Raw genomic sequence first — 24,450 nt, 5'->3', positions numbered from 1 at the left:
TCTGCCGTCGGGCGCGACCATGCCCGACGGCAGATCCCGGCGCGCCGCGCGCGGGTCATGAAGCACAGGGAGGAAAGACGTGTCCGGCAGTCAGCCTCTCCTTCGCGCCACGGCCGTGACGAAGACGTTTCCCGGCACGATTGCGCTCGACAAGGTGGATTTCACGCTTCATCCGGGAGAGGTCCACGCGCTTCTCGGCGAGAACGGCGCGGGAAAATCGACGCTGATAAAATGCCTGACCGGCGCGTATCGGCGCGACGGCGGCGACATTCTTCTCGATGGAATGCCCATCGATCCGCGGAACACGCTGGAAGCGCAGAGTTTCGGGATCGGCACGGTCTATCAGGAAGTTAATCTCCTGCCCAATCTTTCCGTCGCTGAGAACCTTCTGCTCGGCCACCAGCCGGTCCGCTTCGGAATGATCTCGGGTCGGACCATGAATGCCGCGGCGCGCACGATGCTTGCGCAGTACGGACTCGACATCGACGTCTCGCGCAATCTCGACAATTTTTCAGTGGCGGTGCAGCAGGTCGTGGCGATCGCACGCGCCGTGTCCCTGTCCGGCAAAGTCCTGATCCTCGACGAGCCAACGGCGAGCCTCGACGCCCAGGAGGTGCAGATGCTGTTCGAGGTAGTCCGCTCGCTTAAGGAGCGGCAGCTCGGCATCGTCTTCATCTCACATTTTCTCGATCAGGTCTTCGAGATCAGCGACCGCATCACGGTGCTGCGCAACGGCAGGCTGGTCGGCGCCGAGGCGACCGCCGACGTCGACCGCGTCCGACTGGTGAACATGATGCTCGGCCGGGAACTCAAGCAGGAGACGCGCGAGAGTGGACGGACGGACCGCCCCGAGGGAATGCCGGCGATCCGCTTCCAGGGCTTCGGCAAAAGCGGGCGGATCGCGCCCTTCGACCTCGACATACGCGCCGGCGAGGTGGTCGGCGTCGCCGGACTGCTCGGATCCGGCCGAACCGAAACCGCCGAGGTGCTGTTCGGCGTGACACCGCATGACAGCGGCAAGGTAGAAGAAAAGGGCGCGACGCTTCCACTCGGCTCGCCGCGCGATGCAATCGCCGGCGGCTTCGGCTTCTGCCCGGAGGATCGCAAGGGCGACGGCATTGTCGGCGATCTGAGCGTGCGTGAGAACATCGTGCTGGCGCTGCAGGCGCGCCGAGGCTGGACGAAGCCGCTGCCGGCGCGCGCACAGGCGGCGATGGCAGAAGAGTTCATCCGCCGCCTCGACATCCGCACCCCGGATGCCGAAAAGCCGGTGGGGCTTCTTTCCGGCGGCAATCAGCAGAAGGTCCTGCTCGCACGCTGGCTGGCGACCCATCCGCGATTCCTCATTCTCGACGAACCCACGCGCGGCATCGATGTCGGCGCGCATGCGGAAATCATTCGCCTGATCGAGGAATTGTGCGCCCAGGGCATGTCGCTTCTCGTCATCTCGTCGGAACTCGACGAGCTGGTCGCCTACAGCCACCGCGTCATCGTCGTCCGCGACCGCCGCCATGTCGCCGAACTGGTGGGCGAGGACATCACCACCGACAACATGGTCGCCGCGATAGCCCGACCGGACGCCGGGCGCGCCGACGAGGCCGCGACATGAGTGCTGCAAGTAGATTCCTGCGCCGCATCACGCCCCAGCTCGTGACGCTCGCCGCCGTTCTCGCCTCGATCGCCATCGTCTTTCCCGGCTTCTTCGAGATCAGCATAGCCAACGGCAGGCTTTACGGCAGCGCAATCGACATATTGAATCGCGGCGCACCCGTCGCGCTTCTCGCCATCGGCATGACGCTGGTCATCGCCACCAAGGGCATAGACCTCTCGGTTGGTGCCGTCATGGCGATCTGCGGTGCGGTTGCGGCCTCCGCCGTCGATCGGGGAATGGGCCTGGTGCCGACATTGGCGCTGGCGATCGGCACCGGCCTCGCCTGCGGACTCTGGAACGGCATCCTGGTGGCGGTCCTGAAAATCCAGCCGATCGTCGCCACGCTCATCCTGATGGTCGCCGGACGCGGCATCGCCCAGCTCATCACGGAGGGAGCGATCCTGACGTTCCGCCACGAGGGCCTGATCTTCATCGGCTCCGGAACCTTCCTGACCGTTCCGATGCCAGTGCTGATATGGCTCTTCACCGGCGTGATAGTCGCGCTGGTCGTGCGGCGCACCGCGCTCGGCATGCTGATCGAGGCGATCGGCATCAACCCGCGCGCCAGCATGCTGGCCGGCGTCAACACGCGCGTTCTGCTGATCGCCGTCTACATGGCCTCGAGCCTCTGCGCCGCGATCGCCGGCATCATCGCCGCCGCCGACATCCGTGGCGCGGACGCCAACAATGCCGGGCTGTGGCTCGAGCTCGACGCGATCCTCGCCGTCGTGATCGGCGGCACGTCACTGCTCGGCGGACGCTTCTCCATCGTCGCCTCCCTGATCGGCGCCATGATCATTCAGGCGGTAAACACGGGCATTCTGCTTTCGGGCTTCCCACCGGAATTCAACCTCGTCATCAAGGCCGGCATCGTGCTCGTCATACTCGTCCTGCAGTCGCCCACCGTGCAATCGGCATTCATATACTTCAGGCGCAACAAGCAGTCGTCGCCCGCTGACGCGAAAACGGTCGTCCAATGAACGCGCGCTCGCTCCCCCTCCTGGCAACCGTGATTATCTTTTTGCTCGCCTATGCGGTCTGCTACTCGCAGTACCCGGCCATGCTCTCCACTCGCGTGATCGGCAATCTGCTCACCGACAATGCGTTTCTCGGCATCGTCGCGGTGGGAATGACATTCGTGATCATCTCCGGCGGCATCGATCTGTCGGTCGGTTCCGTCATCGCGTTTTCCGGCGTCTTCATCGCCGTCCTCCTGCGCGATACCGGGCTGCACCCCGTGGCGGTCTTCGCCATGCTTTTGGTCATCACGACCCTGTTCGGTGCCGCCATGGGCGCCACGATACATTATCTCGAAATGCCACCCTTCATCGTCACGCTCGCAGGCATGTTCCTCGCCCGCGGCATGGCCTATGTGCTGACCATCGATTCCGTGCCGATCACGCACGAATTCTACGGCAGGCTGCAGGATTTCTACTATTTGATGCCCGGCAGGGGCCGGCTCACGCTGATCGGTGGAATCATGCTTCTCGTGTTTCTTACCGGAATGATCCTGGCACATCGCACGCGCTTCGGCATGAATGTCTACGCGCTCGGTGGCGGCGTGCAGACGGCGCGGCTCATGGGGGTGCCCGTGGCGCGCACGACGATACAAATCTATGCGCTTTCCGGATTTCTCGCAGGGCTTTCCGGCATCGTCTTCTCCATCTACACATCGGCAGGCTATTCGCTCTCCACAGTGGGCGTGGAACTCGACGCGATCGCGGCCGTGGTGATCGGCGGCACCCTTCTGACAGGCGGGTCGGGCTTCGTGGCGGGCACTCTGATAGGCGTGATGATAATGGGATTGATCCAGACCTACATCATTTTCGACGGCACGCTCTCGAGCTGGTGGACCAAGATCGTGATCGGATTCTTGCTCTTTGCTTTCATCGTACTGCAGAAGGGGCTGGTCTGGATTGCCGACCGCAACGCCGGTGCGCTGAAGAGCGCACGATAGGGAAACATGGATTTGCTCAGGACCGCCATTTCCGGACGCGTCGTACGCAACAACCACTCCTATGTGGTGAACGAGATCGGCATGGCGATCGTGAACGGCGAATACGAGATCGGTACCCTGCTTCCGGGAGATAGCGAGCTCGCGGAGCGCTTCGGCGTCTCCCGCACCGTGCTGCGAGAGGCGATGAAGACCCTTGCCGCGAAAGGCCTGGTCTTCCCGCGCGCGCGCATCGGCACCCGTGTCACCGAACGGACAAAATGGAACCTGTTCGATGCCGACGTGCTGACATGGCATTTCGAAGCGGGCGTTACGGAGGAATTCCTGAGCCATCTTTGCGACATGCGGCTCTCCTTCGAGCCGTCGGCGGCGCAGCTCGCTTCCCGCAACGCCACTGCGGCGGACGTCGAAAAGCTCTACGGGATAGTCGATAGCATGGAGGCGGCGCGTTCCAAGGAAGCCTTTGCACTTGCCGACCTCGAGCTGCACATCGCCTTGCTGGATGTTTCGAAGAACCCGTTCATGTTTTCGGTCGGCAATCTCATCGAGGCCGCCCTGGTATCCGCCTTCAAGCTGAGTTCTCCAGTGGAGAATGCAACCCATCGCGTTTCGGTCGAGCAGCACCGCCGCATAGTCGAGGCGGTGGAAGCTGGCGACGGCGATGCCGCCGCCGAAGCCATCCGAACGGTCATCATCGTTGGACGGGACCGCGTTAGCGGGCAGATCAAGGCCACGCGCTCGAAGGGACGGGCGGCGCTCTGAAGGGCCGTCCAGAAATGAGTTTAACGGGGCTTCCTCAGCCCAGCGGCCTGCTCGGGCGTCAGCGGACGTATTTCGCGCCCGTGCAGCATCAGGAAAAGACGCGCCGTCTCCTCCAGTTCCTCGGTGGCGTACTGCGCCTCGCGCAGCGTCGAACCGGCAACGACCGGGCCATGATTGGCCAGCAATACGGCATGATTTTCCACCGCGAGGCCCTTGACCGCCAGCGCCAGCTTCTCATCGCCCGGCGCGAAATAAGGCACGAGCGGCAGGCGGCCGACACGCATGACGTAATAGGCCGTCAAAGGCGGCAGCACGTCTTCAGGGTTTACGTCCGCAAGGATGCTGACCGCCACGGAATGTGTCGAATGCAGATGGACCACCGCTCCGGCCGACTTGCGCTGGCAATACATGCAGGAATGGAGGAACGCCTCCTTGGTGGGCTTGTCGCCATCTACGAATACGCCCTCGGCGGTGAAGCGCGAAAGCCGCTCCGGCACCAATGACCCCAGCGAGGCGTTGGTAGGCGTCATCAGCATGGAGCCATCGCTCAAGCGGGCGCTGATGTTGCCGGTCGATCCGAAGGTGAGGCCGCGGTCGAATATGGACTTGCCGACTGCGCAGATCTCGTCGCGCAACCGGATTTCTTCCGAAAGGATCGCTGTCATCGAACCATGTTCCAGGTTTTGACGAAGAAATCGTCGGACCCGAAATTACCTGATTTGAGCGCGAGCGAAACCCTCGTGCCGCCGATGGAGACCACCCAGGGAACGCCCGGATCGATCTCGGGCCCGATGGCCACCGCCTTGGCACCGAGTGCGTTGACGATCGCGCCGGAGGTCTCCCCGCCGGCAACGATGAAGCGCGTGTAGCCGCGTCCTGCGAGGGCAGTGGCGACCGCCGCCAGCAGATCCTCGACCACCGCACCGGCTTCCAGGCGCCCGAGCTTTTCCTGGGCGAGCGCCACGACATCGGGATCGGCGCTGGAATAGACGAGCGGCGGATAGTCACCCTCGCCGTTGTCGATGACGAACTCGACGACCTCGTCGCATGTCGTCCGCCCCGCGGCGATGTCGAGCGCATCGAGTTGCAACGCCGGCACGCCGGCGGCTTTGGCGACGGCGATCTGACGCCTCGTCGCGGCCGAGCACGAGCCGGCGAGGATAACGCCTGCGCCCGGCGTCGCTTCGAACTCCACATTCGCGGCGGCCGGACCGAGCAGGCTCTGGCGTCGGAAATTCTCAGGCAGCGCGAGCGCGACCGCCGAGCCGCCGGTCACCAGCTTCATGCCGCTTGCCGCCGTTCCGATGGCGCGCAGGTCGCTCTCCGTCAGCGCATCGACGATCAGCATGCCCTCGTGCGCCGCCAGCGCCGAGGCGATCGCCTCGCTGCCGGCGCGCACCGTCTCGTGAGCAACGAGCCCGACCGGTCGACGGGTCTGTCTTTGCAGCACGCGTACGAGATTGGAATCGCGCATCGGCGTGAGCGGGTGGTCGCGCATCGGGCTTTCCGAGAGCAGGGCATCGCCGACGAAAAGATGTCCCTTGTAGACGGTGCGGCCATTGGCCGGAAATGCCGGGCACGCGATGGTGCACGCTTCGCCGGTCAGTTCCATCAAGGCATCGGCGACCGGACCGATATTGCCTTCGTCGGTGGAATCGAAGGTCGAACAGTATTTGAAGAACAGTTGGCGCGCGCCGGCAGCTAGAAGGACCCTTGCGGCAGCCAGCGAGTGCTCCACCGCCTCGCTCGCCGGGATCGTGCGTGATTTGAGCGCCACCACGACCGCATCGGCAGCGCCGAATTGCGTGGCGTCGGTGGGCACCCCGACGACCTGGATCGTCCGCATGCCTTCCCGCGACAGGATCAGCGCAAGGTCGGTGGCACCGGTCAGATCGTCGGCAATCGCGCCAAGCAGCATTTCGTCACTTCCTTCTACCGGCTCAGTAGAGCCACTTCGCCGGAGCCATCACGATCTGCGGAAACAGGATCAACAGGACAAGCAGCGACAATTGAATGAGGATGAAAGGCGCCACCCCCTTCACTACGTCGACATATCTTATCTTCGCGATCGCGCATACGACGTTAAGAACCGCTCCTACCGGTGGTGTTATCAATCCGATCGCCGCCGTCATGATGAAGATCACGCCGAAATACACCGGATCAATGCCAGCCTGCTTGACGATCGGCAACAGCACGGGAGTGAGAATGAGGATCGTCGGAATGAAGTCGAGCGCCGTTCCGACCGCGACCACCAGAAGCGTGATGACCACCATCAGCAGCAGCGGGCTCTCCCTCAATGGTCCGAGCCAGGCCCCGATTTCGCCGGGTACGTTTGCGATGGCGATCATATATGCCGTGATGCTCGCGGCGGCGACGAGGAACATGACGGCGGCCGTAGTGCGGACGGTCTGCACGAAGCATTCGTAGAGACGCGGAAGCGACAGTTCGCGGTAGATGAAAAAGCCGGTGAAGATGGCGTAGACGCAGGCGACGACACCTGCTTCCGTTGGCGTGAAGACGCCGGCCTTCAAGCCGCCGACGATGATCAGCGGAAGGATGAAAGCAAAGCCTGCATCAAGCGCGGCCTTGCCTATCTCGCGAGCGGAGCGGCGCGGGAACACGGCCGTTTCCTCACGGCGGCTGAGCCACCACCAAGCCAGCGCCAGCGCCAGCCCCATCAGGATGCCCGGAACGATGCCGGCCAGGAACAGCCGGGTGATCGAGACGCCGCCGGCGACGCCGAAGACGATGTAGCCGATCGACGGCGGCAGTACCGGCGCGATGATGCCGCCGGCGCCGATCAGCCCGCCGGAGCGGCCCATATGGTAGCCGGCCTCACGCATGATCGGGATCAGCATTCCCGCGAGCACCGCCGTGTCGGCGATCGCCGAACCGGAAAGGCTCGCCAGCAGTATCGCGGTGACGATGGCGACATAGCCGAGCCCGCCGCGCAGGTGCCCGACCAGCGCCAGCCCGAAATTGACGAGGCGGCGCGAAAGCCCGCCTGCATTCATCGCCTCGCCCGCGAGTAGGAAGAACGGAATGGCGAGCAGCGGAAAGCTGTCCGCGCCATTGGTCATCTGCAGCGCGATCGACTGCCAGTCGAGCGCACCGAGATGCCACATCATGGCGACGCCGCTCAGGAGCAGGCCGAAGGCGATGGGAACACCCGCCAGGATCGTGCCCACGAGCACGACGATGAAGATGAGGAGAACCATCATGGCTGGTCACCCGACTCGGCCACGCCGGACGACAGCAAGGCGCCGAACAGATCGAATAGGGCAATCACGCCGATTCCCATGCCTGCCAGGAACGGCGCAGCATAGGTAATGCCGGTTGGAATGCCGGAGACCGGAGCGATGTTGGACATGTTGGCAACCGTCTGGGTGAAGGCGCCGTTGGCGAGGATCGTACTGCATAGAACGATGCCGATGTCGGCGATGATGCGGCAGACACGCTTGCCCGCGGGCGAAAGCGTGGCGGTCAGCAGGTCGACGCCGAGATGCTCGCCGCGACGTGCGACCGAGATCGCACCCACGAAGGAAATCCAGACGAACATCATGCGCGACAGCTCGTCGGTAACGGTGATGCCGCTATCGAAGACATAACGCATCACCACGTTGGAGAAGACCAGCACGACCATTGCGGCCAGCACGACGACGAGCGCCGCCTCCACGGCGCGAAACCCAAAATCGGCTATCCGGAGCAGCGCGCCGCCCGTGTCTCTCGCCGTCATTCGCCGTACCCCTCGATCGCGAACACGCGGGCCGGCGCACCGTCGGCATTCACGATCTTGAGCGGCGCGGCGCAAAGCAGCACGCGCTTCTCGCCAAGCGCGGCAGTGTTGACGACATACTCAACCAGCGTAACGCCCGCGCGCAGGAGGACATCGTGGGTGACGTGCTCTTCATCGGGCACGCGCACGTTGTCGAGTAGGAGCCGGATCGGGTAGTCCTGCGGGAAATCCACCGCGAGCGCTTTGGGCTTGCGTTCCAGAAGCCATTCCGCCGCCTCGCGCGTAAGCCACGGCGCCTCGGTCCAGAACTCCCTCGTCTGGTAGTCCCGCTTCCTGTCCCATTGCGTGGCGAGAAGCAGGATCTCGCCTTCCGCGCCGCCGGGATCCGCGGCGGCAAGAGCGTGGGGCGTGATCGCCGTGTTCGCTTCCACGCCGGAAAGATCGAAGACGCGGCAGGTGCCGACGACCTGGTCGAGTGGCGTCGCCTCGACGGTGGGCGCGCCGGCGATGAAATGCGCCTGCGCATCGACATGCGTGAAACCGTGGCAGGTGGTGGCAAGCCGCGTGACGCGAAACTGGTCACCGGCGGATTTGTCACCCTTGACCGTGACTTCGGGTTGCCACCGGAAATGCTCGCTAACCGGCATACTCAAATCGACGATGCGCATGCGTCAGGTTCCTTTGATACTATCAGCCCGCCAGTGCGGCGATGCGGTCGGGCAGCTCCGGCCCGAACTTGGCCGCGAAATCGTCGCGGACCGGACCGGCGACGAGGGCGCGGAACGCCTCGCGATCCAGTTCCTCGACGACTTCCATGCCTTCCTGCTTGAGCGCTTCCAAGCTGGTCACCTCGCGCTCGGCATTCAGTTGCCGCTGCTTCTTCGCGGCCTCCTTCGCGGTTTCGAGAAGAATGCCGCCGAGCTTTTCATCCAGGCCTTCGAATTTCGTCTTGTTCATCACCAGAGGCGAGGAGGTGAAGGCGTGCTGCGTCAGCGAAAGGTAGCGCTGCACCTCGTAGAATTTCGAATTGAGGATCAGCGTCGTCGGATTTTCCTGTCCGTCGATCGAACGCATCTCGAGTGCCGTGAAGAGCTCGGTGAAAGCCATCGGCGTCGGCGCAGCGCCGAGCAGCACGAATGCCTTGATGTGGGCGTGGTTGGGCGTGGTGCGGATCTTCAGGCCGTGCAGGTCTTCCGGCTTGTTGACCGGCCGGCGGCTGTTGGTGACGTTGCGCCAGCCCGTCTCCCATGTCGCGAGCGCGACCAGCCCCGCCTCCGCGAAACCCGCCCGCAGCTCGTCGCCGATCTCGCCGTCGAGAACCGCCGCCACATGGTCACGATCCTTGAACAGGAAGGGCAGGTCGAGAACGTTGAGCTGCGGCACCAGTCCGGTGAAGAAGGGATTGCCAGTCACCATGATGTCGAGTGTGCCGGCACGCACGGCATTGATCATGGTGGAATCACTGCCGAGCACGCCATTGGGGAAAAGCTGGAGGCCGAGCTCGCCGCCTGTCCTCTCTTTGAGGGCTTCGTCCATCCACAGGCCGATATCCTGCCAGCTGTCCGTGTCGGGATGCGGATGGGCAAGCCGCAGCGTCTGCGCGGCATTGGCGCGCGCCAGATGAGGCATGGCAAGCGTTGCCGTGGCCACGCCGGCTCCGGCCAGGAATGTGCGACGGGTGATGTTCATATTCATGGTCTTCCTCCCATATCGGGCATGGTGAATGTCAAGCGAATTGTCCGGTTTCAGCTCGCCCTTCGGCGAAGAAATGAGCATCCTGAAGGCGGCGCAGCCTCATCAGCTCGCTGTCTTCCGGTATTTCGAGATCGGCCATCCGGATCGCCTCGCCCTGCTTGACGGCCCGCGCCAGGCGCCTGTTCGAAGCGAGATAGAATGGCGCTGGCGCGTCCGGCGTCAGCGGGGCGGCCGGCAGCATCATTGACGAGACGCCCTCGATCGAATGGTGATGGCCGCCCATGGCCAACGTCGCGCCGGCCGGCAGGTCGGCATCGGCCACCACAACCAGATCGACATGGTGGGAAGGCTCGGCCGCGCCCGTCGAGACACCGTTCACGCCGGCCGCCAATATACTGGTCGCCGCCTCGAGCCCGAGAAGGTGACGCGGTATATAGACCATCGCGGCGTTGCCGTCGCGGCTGACGACGTGCCCCTTCTCCTCGAGCATCTTCCAGGTTGGGCGGTCCTCGCAACGCACCACCACGAAGACGCCGCCAGCGAAGCTGATACCGCCGGGCTCGCGCAGGCAATGGAAGACATCGAGCTTGCGGGTACCGGAAAGCAAGCCTCCTTCGGAGGCCTCGCAGAGAATGGTGGGCACCTCGTCTATCCGGGCAATCGGCGCGTGCAGCCGAGGCCGGTCCGGCGAAAAGCCACAGGCGTTGGCGACGACGGAAAGCTCGCACAGATCCGGTACCGCGCGCTGCGGCAGTGCGGACGCGGCCCGGGCACGCGCTGCCACCACCTGCGAAGCGTCGCGTCCGTCGAGACGCGCATAGGCACCGAATTCCGGCGCGGACACCGTGCGTCCGTTGCTCGTCAGTGTTCCGGCGGCGGCATCGAAGACGAAGTCGTATTCGCTCGACTTGCCGGCGGCGATGATTTCGAAGCCGAGGATTTCGGCCCAGCTCACCAATCCGATGAGCAGGCTCGGCTGGTCGCCGTCCACTGGCGTGACGACCTTGCCGTGCTGCCTCGCCATGACCGCGAGGCCGGGACCGACGACGCTGTCGACCTCCTTGGAAACCAGTGCCAGATGTCGTCCGGCCTCGATCGCCAGCCGCGCATGGCGCGCGCCGGCCTCGGGATGTCCGGTGGCCTCCACGACCACGTCCACAGGCAGGCGGGCCACGTGATCATACTGGCCCGCGGCGACGTAGGCGCCTTCGTTCCAGGCGCGCTCGGCCTCTTGCGGAGTGTTGCAGACACGAATGTCCTCGCGCGCGATACCAACCTCGCGCATCGCTTGCGCAGCCGTCTCCGCATCCACGTCGACTGCCACGCGGGCACGCATGAGAGGCACCCGCAGCCCCTGCGCGAGGAAGCTGCGCCCAAAGCCTCCGGTTCCTATGATGCAGGTCTCGACGATACGGCCGCCGACATTGAAGTATGCGTGATAATTCATCGAGAAATTCTTCGTCTTCCTGAAAATCGCCCAGCGCCACCGCGCGGCCTCTGACCTGAACTTTCAATCCCCATGGCTGTCCCGCACCTTCCCCGCTTGCTCCGCGTCTTGCACTGCATGCAATCGGCGCGGCAGGCGGAACCCAACGACATATTTCTTTGCCGGTTATGACGTGCGGGAGACTCCCTGACGATTTATTGCATGCAATATGGGTATAGAGTCAATTGGCTTGTGCCTTTTTTCGCGTGTCGCTAGGATGTTTGCATGCAATATGCCTCAAAAATGACCAGCGATTCCGAGACCGAAGCAACCTGGCCGCGCGGCCGCCGCTCGTCCTTCGTCGCCCAGCGCGTCCGCGACATGATCGTCGCGGGAGACATAGAAGCAGGCACCCGAATCAACGAGCGCGTGCTGACCGAGCAGCTCGGCGTTTCACGAACGCCGCTGCGCGAAGCGTTCAAGATCCTCGAGGGAGAAGGTCTCGTCCGCATCGAGCCCAATCGCGGAGCGACGGTGGTCAGCATCTCGCCCGAGGAGGTGGAGGCGGCGATCGAGGTGCTGATCGGGCTGGAGAGCGTGGCGGCGGAGCGCGCCTGCGAACGGGCGACGCCGCAGATGATCGCCGAGATCGAGCAACTGCATACGGCAATGGTCGACGCTTACAAGCGCGGCGAACTGATGGAATATTTCCACACCAACCAGACCATTCATCAGCGGATCGTCGATTGTGCCCATAACGCGACCCTGTCGCGCATCTACGCGGCCGAAAGCGCACGCATCCGCAGATATCGCTATGCAGGCAACCGCCGTTCCGAACGCTGGGCGCGAGCGGTGTTCGAGCACGAGCAGATCCTCGACGCGCTCAAGCAACGCGAGGGCGCGTTGCTACGCGAGGTGTTGCGCGCGCATCACCTCAATGGCTGGAGCGTGACGCGAAACGTGCTCGAAAGCGAGATGTCGAAGGCGAACGGCTAGTTCTGCCGCCCGCCGCTGGATTTTTCAAACCGGGAGATGCAGGCGATTCACCCGGCAATAATTGTTATGATTTCTGGTGAACTTCCTGCAGCCCGTAGACCGGGGTCGGGATTCCTTCCATACGCGCTTTCAACTGCAGCGACAGAAACTGCGAATAGTGGCGTGACTGGTGCAGGTTGCCGCCATGGAACCACAGCGCCTCCTGCTGCGTCGGCTTCCACATGTTGCGCTGCTCGCCTTCCCATGGGCCGGGATCCTTCGGCGTATCGGAGCCAAGGCCCCAGACCTTGCCGACCCTGTCAGCGGTCTCACGATCAATCAGGTCCGCCACCCAGCCGTTCATCGAACCATAGCCGGTCGCGTAGACGATGACGTCGGCAGGGACTTCCTCGCCATTGTCGAGCTTCACCGAATCCTCGGTGATCTCCTCCACCTGGCCGGCAGCCAGCTTGATCTTGCCGTCGATGATGAGCTGCGAGGCGCCGATATCTATGTAGTAGCCGGAACCACGACGCAGATACTTCATGAAGAGGCCGGAATCGTCGGCACCGAAATCGAGCCGGAAACCGGCTTTCTCCAGATCGTCGTAAAATTTCGCATCGACCTCGCGGATCTTGTCATAGATCGGCTTCTGGAATTCATGCATGATTCGGTAGGGCAGCGAGGCGAAGATTAGGTCGGCCTTCGCCGTGGTCATCCCCGACTGGAGCGCGCGCTCCGAATAGAGGTCACCGAGGCCGAGTTCCATCAGCGTGTCCGACTTGACGATATGCGTCGTCGAACGCTGGATCATCGTCGCGTCCACACCCGCTTCGTGTAGGGCGGCGCAGATGTCGTGAGCGGAATTGTTGGAGCCGACGACCACCACCTTCTTGTCCTTGTACTGGTCGGGGCCGGGATGTTGCGAGGAATGGTGCTGCTCGCCCTTGAACCTTTCCTTGCCCTTGAAGGCCGGGATGTTGGCCTTGCCCGACATGCCCGTGGCGAAGACGAGCTGCTTCGGCCGCAGCACCACCTCCTCGCCGTCGCGATCGACGACGACGGTCCATTCCTTCCTCGCCTCGTCATACTTCGCCGACTTGGCGGTGGATTTGGTCCAGTAATTGAGTTCCATCACCTTGGTGTACATTTCCAGCCAGTCGCCGATCTTGTCCTTGGGCGAGAACACCGGCCAGTTCTTCGGGAAATCGATATAGGGAAGATGGTCGTACCAGACCGGGTCGTGCAGGCAGAGCGACTTGTAGCGCTTGCGCCAGCTGTCGCCGGGCCGTTCGTTCTTCTCGACGATGATCGTCGGAACGCCCAGTTGACGCAGCCTCGCGCCGAGCGCGATGCCGCCCTGTCCGCCGCCGATGATCACGACATAGGGCTGCTTGTCGTAGCCGAGCGTTCTTGTCTCCTCCTCACGCTCCTCCTTCCAGGTCCTTGCGCCGACGTTCTGGCCATGCTTGGCGCCGAGTGGTCGGGTGAAACCGGCCTTCTCCTCGTGTCCCTTGAGCTCGACCATGGTGGTCAGCAATGTCCAGATCAGTCCGTCCCGCAGGCGGACGAGGCCGTAGCCACGCGCCACGCCGGTTTCGAAGGTGATCCAGGCCTCAGTCACCCCATCGGCCTCCGTGACCTCCTCGTTTTCAGCAACCTGCCAGTTGGAGGGCTTCACGTGATCGAGCTGCGACTTGAGCATGTCGCGCACCTGCTCGCGCCCTTCCATCGTTTTGATGTTCCAGGAAAATGTCACGAGATCGCGCCAGTAACATTCTTCGACGAACATCGATGCCGCCTCGTCGATCCTTCCTGCTTCAAGCGCCTCGCCGAACGTGTCGAGAAAGGCCTGCACGCGGGCCGCTGGTGTCTTGTTGAGCATATACTCTCTCCCTTGCTCCGTTGATGAACGCGACGGCTCCTTCGCCGTCCGAATGATCGTCGGGGCGGCTCGATCGGCCGTCACGATCCTGGTCCGGTCGCGAGCGGAAGGGGTACCAACCTCCATCTCATCTCCCGAACGGCTCAACAGCTCTGGCAAAGGCCGTGCCAATCAACGCTTGTTGCTTGCCCGGCAATCATTCCAATTACTTAGCTCCACAAATCACTCCCTCGAGACGCTCCGGCTTCCTGCGTGCAACACTTTTTCCGCAACACCTGTTGCGCTGCTGCGTGATCAATGCCGCATCGTGCGCTTCAGTCGGCGATGGATCGTGGAACGGTCAACGCCGAGCTTTCGCGCGAGCGCGGAAATGTTGTTGTCGCACTCAGCGAGCGCACGGCGCAGCGCGGCCATACCGTCATCCTCGCCCGTCGAACTTGCATCGCGGCGAAAATGCTCCGGCAGACAGTCGATATCGATCGTGCCGTCGTCACACAGCGCCGCTGCAACCCGCAACGTGTTGGCGAGCTCGCGCAGATTGCCCGGCCAAGCATGGCGGGAAAGCGCGCGCCTTGCCACATCGTCGAGCCCATAGGCTTCGTCGTTCTCGGCCCCGATATGGTGAAGAAGGTGGTCGACGATGCGGTCAAAATCCTTCCTCTCCCGCAGCGGCGGCAAGATCAGCACGGCCGCGTTGAGGCGATAGTAGAGGTCCTCGCGGAAACGTCCCTGCGCAACAAGTGAGCCGAGATCGCGGTGCGAGGCGGAAAGCAGCCGGAACTTGACAGGACGCGGCTTCAGCGCGCCGACCGGCTGCACCTCGTTTTCGGAAAGGACGCGCAGGAGCCGGCTTTGCAGCAGGAGCGGCATGTCACCGATTTCGTCGAGGAAAAGCGTTCCGCCGTCCGCGGCCTCGATCAGGCCGGACTTGCCCTTCTGAGCCGCCCCGGTGAAGGCTCCGGGCGCGTAGCCGAACAGCTCGGATTCGATCAGGTGTTCGGGAATGGCAGCGCAATTGACCGCAACGAACTTGCCCGCGCTGCCGCAACCGTCGTGGATGGCCCGGGCGAGATGCTCCTTGCCGCTGCCGGTCTCGCCCCTGATCAGGATCGGAATGTTGCGCCCGGCGAGCTTCGCCGCGCGGGCCTGCAGCGTCGCCATGGCGGGATCACCGAAACTAAGGTCGCGCAGCGCCCGCGGCAGGCGAGGCGACGCCTCGGCCATGCGGCGGAAGCTCGCCGCCGGCGCGATCGCGCCTGCAAAGAGCACAAAGCCGTCTCGTGCCCTGAGAACCCTCTCCCCGTCCGCCCGGCCGCGCATGAAACGCGGCAGGTCATCGATCTCGATGTCGAAGAAACGCGAGATCGGCTGGCCAATGAACCGGCGGGTCGTGACGCCGCCGAGGTCCATGGCGCGGGCGAGCGCGCCGAAGCCGCCATGCGTCATGCCCGTGATGAGGCCCGCACCATCGAGCGAGATCGCCGCATCGGGATCGACATCGAGAAATTCGGGTGAGCGCGCGAGGCGCAGCACCCAGTCGTTCCTCGTTCGCGCCATCAGATTGGCAAGTTCGATGCGCCGCGCCGTCGCCGAGACGAGATGCAGCGCCAGTTTCTGGCTTGCCTTGGCGGTCGGCGAGCGAAGCTGCGAGATGTCGAGCACGGCGGTCAGGTCGCCAAGCGTGTCGAAGATCGGAGCCGCCGTACAGGTAAGCCCGATATGGCTCGTGTCGAAATGATCGTCCTGGTGGATGACGACCGGTTTGCCAGAGACGATGCAGGCGCCGACCGCACAGGTGCCGGCGCGGTTTTCCGACCATTCCGAGCCGAGATAGAGCCCTGCCTTGCGGAGCTGGTTGTCGAAGGTCGGATCGCCCATGAAGTCGACGGTGACGCCACGCGCATCGGACAGAAGCAGCACATAGTGCTGCTCCGCGACCTGCCTGAAGAGCGTTTCGACGCCCGAGCGCCCTATCCGGATCAACTCCTCCGCCTGCTCACGATGCTCGCGCAGCATCGCATCGGGGACGATATAGGCCTCCTGGGCGGCAGCTGGATCGAGATTGTAGTCATTGAGACAGCGCAGCCACGACTGCACGACGGGCGCATCGCGACCGCTCGCCGCCCCCATGGCGACGCGCTCGATCTCCTTGATGTGCGACAGCGTCGACACCATGGACGGCTCCTCCTGTCTTGATGCTCGCATGAGAATTGCGCCAAGGGCAAGCAGTTTGGCCGAAAGGTCACGACGATCGCTGGACGCACCGCATCGCGTCGTCTTCAAAGGCGGGACTCGCGTTGTCGAGTCGACCTCCATGATAGCCGGCCTCAGGGCCTGTCATGGGTGGTTGTTTCTGCTAGGCGCGTGCCGGATGGCGCGGATATCGCCGTTCTTTCCGCTATCGCATGGCGCGCCGCGGGTTTCTTTTTGGCGCTACCCGCCCGATCAAGCGAGCAATCGCCAGATAGAGGGCGATCAGCGCCGCGACGGTCAAGACCCAGGCCACGAACAGGATCAAAACCGGACGTTCGTGAACCACCTCGGCAGGCAGATAGCCGGCCACATAGAACGCCACCGGGATTGCCAGGAAGCACAGCGCCGTCACCACCGCGTGCTCGAGAAATGCGAGTATCAAGTTCTTCAACGGCGTCTCTCTCCGTCAGGCCCTATCCCCCAGTGCATGTTTATCTGGGAGAATAACTCTTAGAGATTCGCCTGCGGGGGTCAAAAGGGGAGCCTGCAGAAATAGTATTTGGCTTTCACTTCTCTTCAATGACCACCGGCTGGGCTTGCACTCGCGTCGCGGTTGCGCCACCTTGCTGCAGGGGGCACGGAGGGAGTGCCATGACAGAAGCTCCGGCAAGGTCCACCGATCAACCTGAGAAACCACCCTTCACGCCGGCACCTGCAGCGAAGACGCAGGCCGTACGCTTGCGAATCATTGCCCTTGGGCTGTGGCTGCTCGCTATCGTGCTTCAGTTGGTCGCCATCCTTTGGATACTGCGACCGCCGTTCGATGAGCTGGTTGCCAACCAAGGCTTTCCGCAGTGGCGCTGGTGGTTGCTGCTAGGCTTCATTGCCGTCATCGGCGTGCTCGCGATTATCGGTTCTCAACTGTGGAAGAAGGCGAACCGATATGATCCGGCATCGAAGAAGGAGCCGGTGAAATTCTTCATCCAGAACCAGTTCGGTGCCTTTATCTCATTGCTGGCATTCCTGCCGCTGATCGTCATGATCTTCTTGAACAAGGACATGAACACGAAACAGAAAGGCATTGCCGGAGCGGCGGCCATCGTCGTCGCGATCATAGCGACTGTGCTCGGCGTCGATTTCAAGCCACTGTCGCAGGAGCAGGCTGCCGTTGAATCCCAGGTCGTGACACAGTTGGTCGGCGAAGACCTCGTATGGTGGAGTGCCGGCGGGGGCGTTGTCCACTTGTGCGAGGGCGTGTCGGATCTCCAGAACGTGACCACGCAGATCGCCAGTGGCCCGATCGCCAATGCCCTCGCGCAGGGTAAGGAGGGTATCACCCTCAGGCTGGCGCCTGAACTTGCCCAATGTGGGCTCCCCGAGCCAGAAAACCTCGCCGGGATCGAACAATGGGTACGTACCGCGCGCGGAATGTGACAGTACGCGCGCGAAGGAGCCATTAACCCTACCCGCCACTTCTTGCGATCGTTGCAAGCGCGATTACTCCAGTTGAGACGTCGCGGCAGCCGCTTGTCGGTCAGCGCGACATATGCTTACCTCCGGTTGCGGCTTGGGTTTCTTCGCGATCTGAAATTCAACGTCGGCAACTCGCGATCGATGCCAATATCACAAAATGCCCCCGTGATTTCGCGTGCGCCAGTTGCGACGGAATAACTTGAGAGGACAAGAATGCCGAGCTTCAAAGCGAGATACTTACTGATCGCCCTTGTGCCGTTGGCGGTTGCAGGCTGCGTAAGCCCCGAGGAACAGCGCGCTATGGACCAGGAAAAGTGCGCCTCCTTCGGCTACCGGCCAGGGACTGATAATTTCGCCAATTGCATGATGGTACAAAACTCACAACGCGCTGAAGAAGAAGAGCGCTCGCTAGATCGTATGGCAGCACAGGAACAGCGAGACCGCGACCGCAGGGAAGCTCGGCGCCGCGATGACAGCGACATCGATACAAGGCCGAGTTTTGACAGAGACGGCAACCCGAATTTCGACACTCAGGGCAACTATCAAGGATGCCATGGCATCGGCTGTGAAGTCGATAACCCTGACGATGCCGATGATGATGTCAAGTAGCTGACCGCCGCCGATCATCAACGTCTGTCTATCATCGGTCCGCCCCCGTCCCACCCAACAATCTCTTCCCCTAGGGTTTGTACCCGTTACCTTGGTTGATTTGATTGCAAGGTGGTTTCAGGCGGACCGACCATCGTGCAGGGAAGGCCGGCTCTCGCAAAGGCCGCCGACATAAGTCCGAGCACTCGATCCATCTCGGGTGCACTGTGTGTCGCGAGCAAAATCCCATCGCCATCTACAGCGGGCGCAACAAGCAAGCGTACCCCTGTGGGGAATGACATCTTGTTCCAGTTCCGGGCCTTTCGTAGGCGATCGAGCGTCTCCTCCTCCAGGCCCTTGGCACCCAACACCAAAGCCATCTGCCCCTGGAGTTGCCAATCCTGGAGAAACATCTCGGCGGCGGCGGCTGCTTCTGCGGCAACGGCAATGTCGGCGGGCCAACTCCGGGTGAACCGCTGGTATAACGCCACCGGCAGCCATCGTTTAGGCGCGCAAAGCACTATCATCCCGGTGGGCAAGTCATCTGGAAAGAATATTCGGAAAGCCACCGATCCGAGGAATGTAGCGACCTCTGATACTACCGCGGCAACCTCGGCGGGGACACCAGCGTCGATTGCCGGCGGCTCCAACGTCCAAGTGAGCAATGCTGCCTGGCTATGCTTGGGTCTCAACTGCGCAGTGCGGAGCAACACCTCATCCCACGAACGGTCAATTTGGAGAGTAAGGGATTGGTTGTGTATCACCATCTCCAACAGCGATTGCCGCCCTTCCCCGTCTACGAATCGGCCGCCCAAAGCTAATAGTTTGTCCAAACGCTGCAGCCGACCTCTTCTTCTGTCGCCCATTCGGCATCGAGAAGAGTGAGAAAACCACCGTGTTTAGCTTCCAGCTCATCCGGCGTCGTATAGCCTTGATCGCACTCCTCACAGTGCCCGTAAATGTCTCCATACGCCAGGTTCCGAAACAGAAATAGTCGGCCTTGGCAGCAGTTTGGACATTGCCCAACATGAAGGCGGAGAGTCATTCGTCAAACCTATCTTAGACGGTGAATACCGTGCCAGCCGGCCCTGCCCCCTTCATTGTTTGTTCGCAAGAATGGATTCAGCGAGAGCTTCCAGCCGGGAAACAGCTATGCGGATGTCTTATCGAACCCGTTTCGAAACCTAGGCTCCGCCTGAAACCGGACCAACGGCGAGACTATCAAATTTACAAATACTCTCTGTAGGAAAAATCATAGCTTGTGGTAGTGGTCGCTGCCCGCGCCGCTGATACAGTTCGCTCTATCGGAACGAAGAAGGGCGGACGTGCAGCCCCTTCCGAGAAAAGGAGAAGCTTAGCAACTTGTCGAAGGCAGGCGGGTACGAGGCATATGCATCGTGCTCCATCGGTCTTCGTTTTCGGCCATCACTCAATAACCAGAATGGGGAACGATCCACGATGGACGGATCAAATATCGAGAGTCTGAACACACCGGAACAGAACGGTGCGATCGCGCGCATCCTGTCGGCGGCAAGTCTTGCCTTGCGCCTCTTGCGCCGTGTCGTGGACGCGGTTGCCATCACCCTGCTTTGCGCGATGGTGTTCCTGATCCTCGCGCAGGTGCTCGGGCGCTATGCCTTGAACTATTCCATCTCCTGGTCGGAGGAGAGTGCCACCTTCGCGCAGATCTGGCTGGTCATGCTGGGCGCCGGCATCGCCATGCGCAACCGGCACCATGTGGCGATCGACGTCATCGTGGCACGCTGCCCGATCTTCGTTCAGCGTATCGTCAAGGGTGCGGGTTTCATCCTCGCCGCCTGGTTCCTCGTGGTCGTCATCATCGGCAGCTTCAGCCTGCTCGCGCTCGGCTTCATCGTTCGTTCGCCCGCCTTGCAGCTTCCGCTTGCCCTTCCCTATTTCGCGCTGCCGACGGGAATGGCTTATTTCCTGCTGGAGTTCGCCCTGGCGACGCTGCCGGAAATCCGCGACCCCTCCATCACTGCGGCCAACCAAGGCGGAGAGATCGAATGACCTATGCATTCGGCGGCTTTCTGCTCCTCATCTTCTCTGGACTTCCCGTCGTCTTCGCGCTCGGCGTCGCCGCCCTGCTGGCGATCGTCACCATGACGGATGTTCCGCTATCGATTGTCGCGCAACGCGTCTATGGCGGCGTCAACTCATTTCCGCTGATGGCGATTCCCTTCTTCGTCACCGCCGGCATCATAATGGCCGAGGGCGGAATAGCCCGGCGCTTCGTCGACCTGGCCGCCGCTCTGGTGGGCTGGATAACCGGCAGTCTCTATATGGTCGCCATCGTGACCGGTACGGGTCTGGCGGCGATATCGGGCTCCGGCTCGGCGGACACCGCGGCCGTGGGGTCGATCCTGACGCCGGAAATGCGGCGGCGCGGCTACGACATCGACCTTTCCGCCGCGGTGATCGCCGCCTCCGGCGCGCTCGCGCCCATCATTCCCCCAAGCATCATCATGGTCGTCATCGCCATCACGTCGAACCTGTCGATCGGCGCCATGTTCCTCGGAGGCATCGTGCCCGGGCTGATGATCGCGGCCGGACTCGCCTTCACCTGCTGGCTGTTCGCACGGCGCGGCGGAGCCGTCTATCGCGACAGCGAGCCCTTCTCTCTTGCTCGCCTCGGACGCGCATTCCTCGCCGCCATTCCGGGCCTTACGCTGCCTCTCATCATCGTGGGCGGAATTGTCGGAGGCGTCTTCACGGCCACGGAAGCTGCTGCGATGGCAGTCCTCGTCACCATCGTCATCTCCGTGTACGTCTATCGCGAGATCGGCTTCCGCGACCTGCCCGCGCTTTTCCTCAAAGCCATCAGCCTTTCAGCCGCGGTGCTCATCATCGTCTCCACCGCCAGCGTCTTCTCGTGGATCATCGCCACGCTGGGCGCGCCGCAGATGCTCGACGCCTGGTTCAGGAGCGTTACCGAATCCCCCGTAATTTTCCTACTGATCGTGAACCTGTTCCTGCTGATCATCGGCATGTTCATGGAAAGCATCTCCGCGATCCTGATCATTCTGCCGGTGCTGATGCCGATCGCGATCGGCTACGGCATCGATCCGGTCCAGTTCGGGGTGATGACCGCGCTCAACCTGTCGATCGGGCTCGTCACGCCGCCCTACGGCATCTGCCTCTTCGTCGCCGCGATGGTCTCGAACCGTAAGGTGGAGCAGGTGGTGAGCCGGGTCTGGATACCGCTGATTCCGATGACGATCGTGCTCATCCTCACAGCCTATGTTCCGTGGATCGTGCTGACGCTGCCGCGCTTCTTCTTTCCGTGAAATCAACCAGGTCAACTAAAGGGGAACCGAAAAAATGAACAAGATAATCGCAACCGCCGTGTTTTCATGGCTCGCCTTCTCGGTCGCAGGCCCGCTGCAGGCCGCCGAGATCACCATCAAGGCAGGGCACACCAACGTCACCGGCTCCATCCAGGACAAGGGTCTGCAGAAACTCCGCGAGCTTCTGGAGGAGAAGACGAACGGCAAGGCCACGATCGAGATATTCCCGAACGGACAGATCGGCGACGAGTCCCAGCTTGTGGAAGGCGCGCTTCTCGGCACGGTCGACATGGCGATGACCTCCAACTCGCTTCTCAGCAATTTCGTCAAGGATCTGCGTGTCCTCGATATGCCGTTCATGTTCGAAAACGTCGCCGCCCTCAGCAAAGCCCTCGAAGGACCGGCGAAGGGAATGATGCAGAATGCCGCCACCGCGTCGGGCTTCCAGCTTATCGGCTCCTACTCCTCCGGCATCCGCCACCTGATGACCAAGAAGGACATCAATTCCATCAGTGACATCGCCAACCTGAAAATCAGGACGATGCAGCAGCCGATGCATGTCCAGGCGTTCCGCGCCTACGGCGCCAACCCGACGCCGCTTGCTTATAGCGAACTCTACGGGGCGCTGCAGAGCGGCATCGTGGACGGCGCGGAAGGCGCGACATCCGACTACGATGCCCAGCGCTTCTACGAGGTGGCCCAGCATTTCTCCCTGGTCGGATGGCTGAACCTGACCGCGCACATCTTCATGAGCGAGAGGAAATTCGCAAGCCTGCCCGAGGACGTACAGGCCGCGCTTCTGGAGGCCGGCGAGGAATCGGCGGTCTGGCAGCGCCAGTATGTGATCGAGCAGGAGCAGCCTCTGCTCGCCGATCTGAAGGAAAAAGGCGTGACCATCGTCGAGCCTGACACCACCGGCTTCCGCGAAGCATCGAAGGACCTTTACGACAAGTTCCTGGAGAGCGACTCGCAGCGCGCCCTCTTCGAGGCCCTGAACAAGTAAATCGCGAAGTACCGCCGGGGCCGAACATGGCCCCGGCCCTCCGTCATCGCCGCGCGATGGCACGACCATCGGGAGGAAGAATTGCGCGTCATGGAAGAAACCGTGGATCGTGAAATCGCGATTGTTCCGGGAATGGAACTGCTTGTCGGCGCCGTCGACAGCCATGTCCATTGCTGCCCTCATATCAACCAACGCACCGTCACTCTCTTCGATGCGGTGCGCGCGGCCTCGCGCGCCGGCCTTTCCGGTCTCGGTCTGATGGATGTGTTCGCCAATACGTCCGGCCTGGCGGCGCTCGCCAACCGAGAGCTTGGTCACCTCGGCGTCGACGTGTTCGGCGGCGTCATTCTCGAACCCTACGCGGGCGGCCTTTCTCCACGTGTCGTCGCGACGGCTTTGAACATGGGCTATGGAACAGGCGGAGCGCGCTTCGTGTCGCTGCCCTGCCATCACACCGCTTTTGTCGCCCGTTCGGAAAACCGCGGCCCGGCCTATGTCGAGACCACCTTGTCGATTTCCGAGCGCGGGCCGCTTCCCGACGCGGTCGCGGAAATCATCGATCTGTGCGTCGAGGCCGACATCGTCTTCAATCTCGGCCACCTCTCCGGCCCCGAAGCCGTTCGCGTCGCACAGGCCGCGGCCGAGCGAGGCTGCAGCCGAATGTTGGCGCCGGCGGGCTATCTGACGGTCGAGGAAGCGGGCGCGATCGCAGAGACCGGCTGCATGCTCGAATATTCCTTCTTCGTCTTCAGCCATGCCACGGATATTGCGCAGACCATGATCGACGCGGAACGTCATCGCTTCCCGCGCGCGGATTTTGCCGCCGCACTCGAGGTGATCGGAACCGTGGGCTCCGCGAACATCGTCCTGTCGAGCGACAGCGGCGCGCTAGTCCTGCCGCCGCCGGTCGAGGCGTTTCGCGAGTTCGTGATGATGTTCGCCGGCAGCGGCATTGCGGCGGCTGACCTGCGGCGCATGATCGCCGACAATCCCGCCCGCCTCTTCAAGGTTCGCAAGCCCGAGCGAGGATTGGAAGGATGAGTGCGCGCATCGGGCTTGCCGCCTGCGTCTTCCGTTCGCTCGAAATGATGGCGGTCGCGCGCCATTGCGGCTTCGATTTCCTTCTCGCCGACATGGAGCACGGCGCGATGTCGCTCGGCGAAGCGGCAACGCTCTCGGTCGCGGGGCGGGAAGCCGGCTTTCCCGTCCACGTCCGGGTGCCCGGCATCGGCTCCGAAATGCTGACGCGGGTGGTCGATTGCGGCGCGGCCGGCCTGATCGTGCCCCACGTCGACAGCCTGGCCGACGCGAAATTCGTCGTCGAAAAAGTGCGCTTTCCCCCACACGGGACACGCTCCATTCCGCCACCGATCGCGCCCATCGGCTTCCGGCCGATGCCGGTCCGGGACCTGATCGGGCTGAGCGAAACCGCGCTGGAAGTGGTCCTGATGATCGAGAGCCGCGAGGGGGTCGCGGATGTCCGGGCGATCGCGGCGCTGGAAGGCGTCGACGGATTGCTGGTCGGAGGCAACGACCTCGCCCAATCCCTCGGCCACACCGGCAATATCGGTCATCCAGATGTGCTCGCGGCTTTCCGTGAAATCGCGGAAGCGACGAAGGACGCGCGCAAGTTTTTCGGCGTGATCGGCGTCCCGCCGAGCCTCGTGCACACGCACGCGCTTGCTCTCGGCGCGAGCTACGTCGTCGCGGCCAACGACATCAACCTTCTGTTCGAAGCCGGCGCCGCCGCTGCCGCCGAGGCACGCGCACTGATGCGCAGCTGACTGCCGCGTCTGGAAAA

The 24,450-nt window shown here is 62.6% G+C and carries 23 protein-coding genes; 12 read left to right on the top strand and 11 right to left on the bottom strand.

Going from position 1 to position 24,450, the window contains the following annotated elements; genetic code table 11:
- The first annotated feature begins 79 nt into the window (after positions 1 to 79).
- The 4 genes from ytfR to XW59_RS23610 are packed head-to-tail and all read left to right on the top strand — an operon-like array spanning position 80 to position 4,367.
- Entirely contained in the window at positions 80 to 1,609 is a 1,530-nt protein-coding gene (ytfR, locus tag XW59_RS23625; protein WP_047148162.1) for a galactofuranose ABC transporter, ATP-binding protein YtfR, read from the top strand.
- The gene (locus XW59_RS23620) at positions 1,606 to 2,631 is read left to right on the top strand and encodes an ABC transporter permease (protein ID WP_047148161.1); all 1,026 of its coding nucleotides are present in this window, start codon (positions 1,606 to 1,608) and stop codon (positions 2,629 to 2,631) included. The genes ytfR and XW59_RS23620 overlap by 4 nt, the downstream gene beginning before the upstream one ends.
- On the top strand, positions 2,628 to 3,608 hold the full coding sequence (yjfF, locus tag XW59_RS23615) for a galactofuranose ABC transporter, permease protein YjfF (RefSeq protein WP_047148160.1): 981 nt from the start codon (positions 2,628 to 2,630) through the stop codon (positions 3,606 to 3,608). Before XW59_RS23620 ends, yjfF begins: the two co-directional genes overlap by 4 nt.
- Before the next feature lie 6 nt (positions 3,609 to 3,614).
- The gene (locus tag XW59_RS23610) at positions 3,615 to 4,367 is read left to right on the top strand and encodes a FadR/GntR family transcriptional regulator (RefSeq protein WP_047148159.1); all 753 of its coding nucleotides are present in this window, start codon (positions 3,615 to 3,617) and stop codon (positions 4,365 to 4,367) included.
- A 20-nt stretch (positions 4,368 to 4,387) separates the two neighbouring features.
- Here XW59_RS23610 and otnC read toward each other — a convergent pair whose 3' ends face one another.
- Genes otnC through XW59_RS23575 form a run of 7 tightly spaced genes read right to left on the bottom strand, consistent with a single transcriptional unit; the run spans position 4,388 to position 11,245 of the window.
- A complete protein-coding gene (gene otnC, locus XW59_RS23605; protein ID WP_047148158.1) occupies positions 4,388 to 5,032 on the bottom strand; it encodes a 3-oxo-tetronate 4-phosphate decarboxylase in 645 nt (214 codons plus the stop codon).
- Positions 5,029 to 6,285: a 3-oxo-tetronate kinase gene (gene otnK / locus XW59_RS23600; protein WP_047148157.1), complete on the bottom strand. Its 1,257-nt coding sequence runs from the start codon at positions 6,283 to 6,285 to the stop codon at positions 5,029 to 5,031. Before otnK ends, otnC begins: the two co-directional genes overlap by 4 nt.
- A gap of 22 nt (positions 6,286 to 6,307) precedes the next feature.
- Positions 6,308 to 7,585 (bottom strand): TRAP transporter large permease subunit, encoded by a 1,278-nt coding sequence (locus tag XW59_RS23595; protein WP_047148156.1) that lies wholly within the window; start codon positions 7,583 to 7,585, stop codon positions 6,308 to 6,310.
- The gene (locus XW59_RS23590) at positions 7,585 to 8,103 is read right to left on the bottom strand and encodes a TRAP transporter small permease (protein WP_047148155.1); all 519 of its coding nucleotides are present in this window, start codon (positions 8,101 to 8,103) and stop codon (positions 7,585 to 7,587) included. Before XW59_RS23590 ends, XW59_RS23595 begins: the two co-directional genes overlap by 1 nt.
- The gene (locus XW59_RS23585) at positions 8,100 to 8,771 is read right to left on the bottom strand and encodes a cyclase family protein (RefSeq protein WP_047148154.1); all 672 of its coding nucleotides are present in this window, start codon (positions 8,769 to 8,771) and stop codon (positions 8,100 to 8,102) included. The genes XW59_RS23590 and XW59_RS23585 overlap by 4 nt, the downstream gene beginning before the upstream one ends.
- A 22-nt stretch (positions 8,772 to 8,793) precedes the next feature.
- Positions 8,794 to 9,798 (bottom strand): TRAP transporter substrate-binding protein, encoded by a 1,005-nt coding sequence (locus tag XW59_RS23580; RefSeq protein ID WP_246666189.1) that lies wholly within the window; start codon positions 9,796 to 9,798, stop codon positions 8,794 to 8,796.
- A 31-nt stretch (positions 9,799 to 9,829) separates the two neighbouring features.
- Positions 9,830 to 11,245, bottom strand: coding sequence for a flagellar basal body P-ring biosynthesis protein FlgA (locus XW59_RS23575; protein WP_047148153.1), 1,416 nt, complete (start codon positions 11,243 to 11,245; stop codon positions 9,830 to 9,832).
- 264 nt (positions 11,246 to 11,509) lie between these two features.
- Here XW59_RS23575 and XW59_RS23570 point away from each other — a divergent pair, with 264 nt between their 5' ends.
- The gene (locus XW59_RS23570) at positions 11,510 to 12,220 is read left to right on the top strand and encodes a GntR family transcriptional regulator (RefSeq protein WP_047148152.1); all 711 of its coding nucleotides are present in this window, start codon (positions 11,510 to 11,512) and stop codon (positions 12,218 to 12,220) included.
- A 64-nt stretch (positions 12,221 to 12,284) separates the two neighbouring features.
- Here the strand turns inward: XW59_RS23570 and XW59_RS23565 are convergent, their stop codons facing one another.
- The 3 genes from XW59_RS23565 to XW59_RS23555 all read right to left on the bottom strand — a co-directional run bounded on the left by XW59_RS23565 (position 12,285) and on the right by XW59_RS23555 (position 16,728).
- Complete coding sequence (locus XW59_RS23565; RefSeq protein ID WP_047148151.1) at positions 12,285 to 14,084, bottom strand: NAD(P)/FAD-dependent oxidoreductase; 1,800 nt, start codon at positions 14,082 to 14,084, stop codon at positions 12,285 to 12,287.
- A gap of 294 nt (positions 14,085 to 14,378) precedes the next feature.
- Positions 14,379 to 16,259 carry a sigma-54-dependent Fis family transcriptional regulator gene (locus tag XW59_RS23560; protein ID WP_047148150.1) on the bottom strand — a complete coding sequence of 627 codons (1,881 nt, stop codon included), beginning with the start codon at positions 16,257 to 16,259 and terminating at the stop codon, positions 14,379 to 14,381.
- 223 nt (positions 16,260 to 16,482) lie between these two features.
- Positions 16,483 to 16,728 carry a hypothetical protein gene (locus XW59_RS23555; protein WP_047148149.1) on the bottom strand — a complete coding sequence of 82 codons (246 nt, stop codon included), beginning with the start codon at positions 16,726 to 16,728 and terminating at the stop codon, positions 16,483 to 16,485.
- A gap of 200 nt (positions 16,729 to 16,928) precedes the next feature.
- Between XW59_RS23555 and XW59_RS23550 the strand changes: the two genes are divergently transcribed.
- Positions 16,929 to 17,711, top strand: coding sequence for a hypothetical protein (locus XW59_RS23550; RefSeq protein ID WP_052958425.1), 783 nt, complete (start codon positions 16,929 to 16,931; stop codon positions 17,709 to 17,711).
- A gap of 339 nt (positions 17,712 to 18,050) precedes the next feature.
- On the top strand, positions 18,051 to 18,359 hold the full coding sequence (locus XW59_RS23545; RefSeq protein ID WP_348639330.1) for a hypothetical protein: 309 nt from the start codon (positions 18,051 to 18,053) through the stop codon (positions 18,357 to 18,359).
- Between the two features lie 86 nt (positions 18,360 to 18,445).
- On the opposite strand, the gene XW59_RS23540 is transcribed toward XW59_RS23545, so the two are convergent.
- Positions 18,446 to 19,204 carry a hypothetical protein gene (locus XW59_RS23540; RefSeq protein WP_047148147.1) on the bottom strand — a complete coding sequence of 253 codons (759 nt, stop codon included), beginning with the start codon at positions 19,202 to 19,204 and terminating at the stop codon, positions 18,446 to 18,448.
- Positions 19,205 to 19,796: 592 nt separating this feature from the next.
- Between XW59_RS23540 and XW59_RS23535 the strand changes: the two genes are divergently transcribed.
- The 5 genes from XW59_RS23535 to XW59_RS23515 all read left to right on the top strand — a co-directional run bounded on the left by XW59_RS23535 (position 19,797) and on the right by XW59_RS23515 (position 24,433).
- Positions 19,797 to 20,369: a TRAP transporter small permease gene (locus XW59_RS23535; RefSeq protein ID WP_052958424.1), complete on the top strand. Its 573-nt coding sequence runs from the start codon at positions 19,797 to 19,799 to the stop codon at positions 20,367 to 20,369.
- The gene (locus XW59_RS23530) at positions 20,366 to 21,646 is read left to right on the top strand and encodes a TRAP transporter large permease (protein ID WP_047148146.1); all 1,281 of its coding nucleotides are present in this window, start codon (positions 20,366 to 20,368) and stop codon (positions 21,644 to 21,646) included. The genes XW59_RS23535 and XW59_RS23530 overlap by 4 nt, the downstream gene beginning before the upstream one ends.
- 34 nt (positions 21,647 to 21,680) lie before the next feature.
- Positions 21,681 to 22,649, top strand: a complete 969-nt coding sequence (locus XW59_RS23525; RefSeq protein WP_047148145.1) for a TRAP transporter substrate-binding protein — start codon at positions 21,681 to 21,683, stop codon at positions 22,647 to 22,649.
- Between the two features lie 90 nt (positions 22,650 to 22,739).
- Positions 22,740 to 23,690, top strand: coding sequence for a DUF6282 family protein (locus tag XW59_RS23520; RefSeq protein WP_047148144.1), 951 nt, complete (start codon positions 22,740 to 22,742; stop codon positions 23,688 to 23,690).
- Positions 23,687 to 24,433, top strand: coding sequence for an aldolase/citrate lyase family protein (locus XW59_RS23515; protein WP_052958422.1), 747 nt, complete (start codon positions 23,687 to 23,689; stop codon positions 24,431 to 24,433). The genes XW59_RS23520 and XW59_RS23515 overlap by 4 nt, the downstream gene beginning before the upstream one ends.
- Positions 24,434 to 24,450: the final 17 nt, after the last annotated feature.

This window comes from Aquamicrobium sp. LC103, from assembly GCF_001014615.2.
GTDB lineage: Bacteria > Pseudomonadota > Alphaproteobacteria > Rhizobiales > Rhizobiaceae > LBCQ02.
Note: the sequence above shows the minus strand (reverse complement) of the source record. Positions and strands in the feature narration are given on the sequence as shown.